Raw genomic sequence first — 5229 nt, forward strand, 5'->3', positions numbered from 1 at the left:
GCGATGGTTGCGACGGTGGCTTCCGGCGGCGTGGCCGTCACGGCCGGCGCCTCCAGATCCCGGGCCACGGGCGCCTGCTCCATGGCGGCGGGCGCCTGCTCCATGGCGGCGGGGGCCTGCTGCGGCTCCTGCTCCATGGGAGCGGCCTGCGGCTCCTGCGCGGGCTCCGGCTCGTAGGCCTGCTCGTTCGACTGGGCGTAGGAGTCCTGGCTCTCCGGGGCGTACGTGCCCGCGGGAGGACCGACCTTGCGGCGCACCACGAAACCCTTGGCGGCGACAGGAGGTGCGGCCTGCTTCGGCTTGCGCTTGTCCAGGATCTTCTGGACCGCGGCGGTGGCCTGGTCGTCATCCAGAGAGGACGAGTGGCTCTTGACGTCGTAACCCAGCCCGGCGAGCTCGGTCACAACCTCTTTGTTGTCGAGCTCAATCCCGTGGCTCTTGAGCTCCTTGGCGATTTCGTGAACGCGCTTCTTCGACATACCTTGATTGGCCTTCTGCTCCGCCAGCGACGAGGCCGAGCACCCTAGTCCAAAGCCGAAATTGTGTGCGAGCGGAGCTTAATAGCCACCTCCCCCCGCAACCTCTCCACCCACCCGCCCTCACTCCCAAGCCTGTCCGAGCGCTGACGGGTCGACCTGCCCCGCCTTGCCCCGGAAGGCCCTGCCCAGCGCCTTACGCTTGAGCGCTGCCGTCAAACAACCGGCACCGCACAGGTACGCCCCCCGCCCCGGCAGCCTCCGCCGCCTGTCCGCCACCACGCCGCCCTGGGGACCTACCACGAACCGGGTGAGTTCCGCCTGTGACTTGCGCGACCCGCACCCGACGCAGGTCCGGACGGGACCTGACGCCGTGATTTCCATGGGATGTGTCCCCGGCCGTTTCGTTGCACGGCGCATCTCCCTACCCCCTGTGGTTACGGTGCCTTGGCCGCTTCCGCGCCCTCCGAGCCGCCAGCCGACGCCAGCAGCCCCCGCTCCGCGTTCAGTTCCGCGCGCAGCTTGGCCTCTTCCACCAGGTAGTTCTCCGCCGCGCTCTTCAGCTGGCGGGCCTTCTTGATGCCCACCCCCGGCACGTCGCCCAGGCGGGTGAGGTCCTTCTCGTTCGCGATGTCCTCCACCGTGCGGTAGCCGGCGAGGATGAGCTGCTCGATGGTCTTCTCCCCGACGCCGCGCACGCGCGCCATGCGCTCCGGCTGGGACAGCTCGTCCGGGTGGCGGCGGGCCTCGGCCAGGCGGGCCTGCTCGCGCTCGTAGTCCATGCGCGACAGCTCCTGCTGGTCCTCCACCATGCGCTTCTTGGCCTCCTCCTGCATGGCGGCGATGCGGGTGGGGTCGATGCCGGGGATCTGCGCCAGCATCTCCGCGTTGGCGTCCGCCACGTCACGCGCCTGACGGAAGCCGTGCGCGTAGAGCGTCTCCACCAACATCTCGTTGACGCCCGGCAGGGCGCCCAGGGAGCGGCTGGCGAACTCGCGCATCTCCCGCACGCGGCTCTCGCTGTTGATGTCCAGCTTCCAGCCGGTGAGCTGGGCGGCCAGGCGCACGTTCTGCCCGCGCCGGCCAATGGCCAGGGACAGCTGGTCGTCCGGGACGATGAGCTCCATCGCGTGGTTCGCCTCGTCGATGATGACGCGGCTGACCTCCGCGGGGGCCAGGGCCGAGCACACGAAGCGGGCCGGGTCTTCATCGTAAGGGACGATGTCGATCTTCTCCCCGCGCAGCTCCTGCACCACCGCCTGCACGCGGCTGCCCTTCATGCCCACGCACGCGCCCACGGGGTCCACGTCCGAGTCGCGGCTGGACACGGCGATCTTCGCGCGGCCACCGGGCTCACGCGCCGCCGCCTCGATGACGACGATGCCTTCGGCGATCTCCGGCACCTCCATCTCGAAGAGCTTGGTGAGCAGGTTCACGGACGCGCGCGACAGGACGATCTGCGGGCCCTTGGACTCGCGCAGCACGTCCAGCACGTAGGCCTGGACGCGGTCGCCGGGGCGGTAGGTCTCACGGGGGACCTGCTCGCGCACGGGAAGGACGGCCTCCGCGCGGCCCAGGTCCACCACGATGTTGCCGCGCTCGAACCGGCGGGCGATGCCGGTGACGATCTCGTTCTTGCGGTCCTTGTACTCGTTGAAGACGTTCTCGCGCTCGGCGTCGCGGGTGCGCTGCAGGATGACCTGCTTGGCCGTCTGCGCCGCGATGCGGCCGAAGCCGCGGCGGAACGTCTTCAGGCGGAGGATGTCGCCGTACTGGTCGTCCTGGGCCTTGGCCTCGGCGGCGTCCTCGTCCCGGTAGAAGATCTGGAAGACGAGCTCGTCGCCGGGCTCCACCTCCATGCCCTTCTTGTGGGCCTCTTCCATGGTGATCTGGTTGACCGCCTGGACGGGGTCGGTGATCTCCGCGACCACGGTGATGGCCTGGAAGAGCTCCACGACGCCCTTGTCCGGGTCGTACTTGGCCTCCAGGTTGCGGTCCTGGCCAAAGTGCTTCTTGGCCGCGGTGTTCATCGCGTCCTCGAGGGTGGCAATGAGCACGGCCCGTTCGATGCCCTTGTCCTTGGCGACCTGATCCAGGACGAGGTTGAGGTTGACTGCCGGGTTGGCGGGCGTGGGCATGGCTTTGTCTTCTCCGAAAATGGGTCCACGGGCGGCCCTGGCGCGAACAGGGTCCCCTGTATGTGGGCTTCTAGAACTCGAACTCCAGATGGGCCTTGGCGATGTCCTTGAAGGGGATGACGAAGACGCCGCCCCCTTCCACGTCCACGGAGATGGCGTCGGCCGCCACATCGGTGAGCGTGCCGCTGAAGTTCTTCCGCGGAGGCTCTCCCAGCGGGCCGAAGGTCTTCACCTTGACCTTCTGCCCCTTCACCCGTTCGAAGTGCGCCGGCTTCTTCAAGGGCCGGTTCACGCCGGGGCTGGACACCTCCAGGTTGTATTCCTGGGGGATGAAGTCCTCCACGTCGAGCACCGGATCCACGGCGCGCGACACCTGGGAGCACTCCTCCAGGCCCACCCGGCCACCGGGCTTGTCGATGAACAGCCGCAACACCCAGCCCTCACGCTCGCGGACGTACTCCACGTCCAGGAGCTCCAGGCCTTCGTTCGCCACGATGGGGTCCAGCAGCGCCGCTGCCTTCTCCTCCACCGTCTGTTTGATGTTCTTCGACTCCATGGCCAGGAAACGGGTCTCCAAAAACGCGAAAAGCGGGCACGGCGGCCCACTTTTCGAATGTGATGCGTCGAAAAATGTCGGGGCGTCCGTAACACACGCCCCCTCGGGGTGTAAAGGAAGGACACACCCGGAGGCACCGGGTGAAACGCCCCCCGGGATTGAAGGATTCCCAGGGGTTCCGAGTGACGCCGGTGGCGTTATAACGCCCTCATGCACCTCATCGCCGCCGCCCAGATGGTGTCCACCGCGGACAAGGCCCACAACCTGGACGTGGCCACGCGCCTCGTGCGCCAGGCCGCCTCCCTGGGAGCCCACCTGGTGGGTCTGCCGGAGAACTTCTCCTGGATGGGTCCGGAGCCCGAGCGCCCCTCCGCCGCCGAGGGCCTGGACGGCCCCACCCTGAGCCGGATGGCGGAGCTGGCAAGGGGGACGAAGACGACGCTGCTGGCCGGCTCCATCCTGGAGGAGGGAGCGCCCGGCGGCCGGCTCTACAACACCAGCGTCCTGTTCGGCCCGGACGGCGCCCGGCTGGCCGTGTACCGGAAGATGCACCTGTTCGACGTGGACGTCGGCGACGGGGCCACCTACCAGGAGTCCGCCGCGGTCGCCCCCGGGACGGAGGTGGTGGCGGCGGACACGACGGTGGGCCGGCTGGGGATGAGCGTCTGCTACGACCTGCGCTTCCCGGAGCTGTACCGGCGGCTGTCGAAGGACGGGGCGACGCTGCTCGCGGTGCCGGCGGCGTTCACCATGATGACCGGCAAGGACCACTGGGAGGTGCTGCTGCGCGCCCGCGCCATCGAGAACCAGGCGTACGTGCTGGCGCCGGCCCAGGGCGGGCGGCACTCCGCGCAGCGGCTGACGTACGGCCACGCCATGGTGGTGGACCCGTGGGGCCTGGTGACGGCGCGGGCCTCCGAGGGCGAGGGGCTGGCGGTGGCGCCGGTGGACCCGGAGCTCCAGGCACGCATCCGGCGGAATTTGCCGTGCCTGGCGCACCGGCGGCTGGAGTAGGCAGGCGCCCGTGCACGGGATGGGGCGGGGGGGCCTTCCAGCGCGGCTTTTGCCGGTTAGAGTGGGCCTTCAGGAAGACCCCTCTGGTGAATGGACGACGCTGGCCTCCCCTGCTTTTCGCGGTCGCACTCATGGCCCTTCCTCCCGGCTGCACCGCCGATGAGAAGCCCCGGGGGCCCACCGAGGCGCCCCTGCCTCCGCCCGTTCCCCGGGCGCACCTGCGGGAGCTGACGGGGGACGTGCAGATCAAACGCGCGGTGGCGGACGAGTGGAGCCCCGCGCGCGACGAACTGCCCCTCTACGAGAACGACAAGGTCCGCACCGAGGCCGGAGCCAGCGCCCAGCTGGTGTTCGCCAACGGCAGCAGCCTGCACCTGGGAGGCGATTCCCTGGTGGGCATCGCGGAAAGCAAGCTCCGAACGGACGTCACCGTCCTCAGGGGACGGGTGGACGCCACCCTGGAGAAGCCGGCCACCCAGTCGCTGTCCGTCACCACCCCATCCGCCACGGTTCGCGCGGGCAGGAAGATTGAATTCCAATGAAGGCCGCCCTCTGGCTCAGCGCGTGGATGGGGCTGTCCGTGGTGCCGTCAACCGCTCCGGCGGTGGGGCGCGAGCCTCCGGAAGGCGCTCGCCTTCCCGGGGGCGCCGCGGCGCCGGGGCCGCGCAAGGCGCCCGGCGCGGAGCCGCAGACGGCGCTCAAGGCGCTGGAGATGTCGCGCGCGGCGGTGAAGGCCGCGCCGGACGATGCGCGCCGCCGTGAGGCCGAGGTCCGCCTCAAGGACGCGGAGGAGCACTACCAGGCCGCCCGGTACGCGGACGCGCTGCACAAGGCGGACGAGGCGTGGGCGCTGCTCAACCCGCCCCAGCCGTCCAACTTCACGGTGGAGGTGGACCACGACGGCGGCACCACCACCGTCACCCACCGCCAGGGTCCTCCCGTCACCGTGGAGGCGCAGCACGCCACCCGCGTGCTGGTGAGGGCGAGTCCGTGCGCGTGCAGCAGGCACCGTGCTGCCGGAGCCGCCCGGCGCGCGCAGCTGCGC

At 69.9% G+C, this 5229-nt stretch carries 6 protein-coding genes and 1 pseudogene; 3 read left to right on the top strand and 4 right to left on the bottom strand.

The annotated features are described in order from the left end of the window. From ACLEQD_RS36295 to rimP, 4 genes are all read right to left on the bottom strand, one after another. Positions 1-479: translation initiation factor IF-2 N-terminal domain-containing protein (locus ACLEQD_RS36295; protein ID WP_410390462.1), on the bottom strand; the 479-nt coding region annotated here is incomplete at its 3' end. A gap of 120 nt (positions 480-599) precedes the next feature. After that, a complete protein-coding gene (locus ACLEQD_RS36300) occupies positions 600-896 on the bottom strand; it encodes a YlxR family RNase P modulator (protein WP_338261888.1) in 297 nt (98 codons plus the stop codon). A gap of 17 nt (positions 897-913) precedes the next feature. Further along, a complete protein-coding gene (gene nusA / locus ACLEQD_RS36305; protein WP_375761039.1) occupies positions 914-2614 on the bottom strand; it encodes a transcription termination factor NusA in 1701 nt (566 codons plus the stop codon). A 70-nt stretch (positions 2615-2684) separates the two neighbouring features. Then, entirely contained in the window at positions 2685-3170 is a 486-nt protein-coding gene (gene rimP / locus ACLEQD_RS36310; RefSeq protein ID WP_410390463.1) for a ribosome maturation factor RimP, read from the bottom strand. 210 nt (positions 3171-3380) lie between these two features. On the opposite strand from rimP, the gene ACLEQD_RS36315 reads away from it, so the two are divergent. The 3 genes and pseudogenes from ACLEQD_RS36315 to ACLEQD_RS36325 form a co-directional block, all read left to right on the top strand. Then, positions 3381-4184, top strand: a complete 804-nt coding sequence (locus tag ACLEQD_RS36315; RefSeq protein ID WP_410390464.1) for a carbon-nitrogen hydrolase family protein — start codon at positions 3381-3383, stop codon at positions 4182-4184. 131 nt (positions 4185-4315) lie between these two features. Next, entirely contained in the window at positions 4316-4726 is a 411-nt protein-coding gene (locus ACLEQD_RS36320; protein ID WP_171417112.1) for a FecR family protein, read from the top strand. Continuing rightward, positions 4723-5229, top strand: a pseudogene (locus ACLEQD_RS36325) (hypothetical protein); the annotation flags it as partial. The gene ACLEQD_RS36320 and the pseudogene ACLEQD_RS36325, both read left to right, overlap by 4 nt.

The sequence above is a fragment of the Corallococcus sp. 4LFB genome (assembly GCF_046520365.1).
In the GTDB taxonomy this organism is placed as follows: domain Bacteria; phylum Myxococcota; class Myxococcia; order Myxococcales; family Myxococcaceae; genus Corallococcus; species Corallococcus caeni.

What these genes read in the sequence shown, in the direction of transcription:
- nusA (WP_375761039.1), bottom strand. Translation starts at nt 2,614, where the DNA reads ATGCCCACGCCCGCCAACCCGGCAGTCAACCTCAACCTCGTCCTGGAT.
- ACLEQD_RS36315 (WP_410390464.1), top strand. Translation starts at nt 3,381, where the DNA reads ATGCACCTCATCGCCGCCGCCCAGATGGTGTCCACCGCGGACAAGGCC.
- ACLEQD_RS36300 (WP_338261888.1), bottom strand. Translation starts at nt 896, where the DNA reads ATGCGCCGTGCAACGAAACGGCCGGGGACACATCCCATGGAAATCACG.
- ACLEQD_RS36320 (WP_171417112.1), top strand. Translation starts at nt 4,316, where the DNA reads ATGGCCCTTCCTCCCGGCTGCACCGCCGATGAGAAGCCCCGGGGGCCC.
- rimP (WP_410390463.1), bottom strand. Translation starts at nt 3,170, where the DNA reads ATGGAGTCGAAGAACATCAAACAGACGGTGGAGGAGAAGGCAGCGGCG.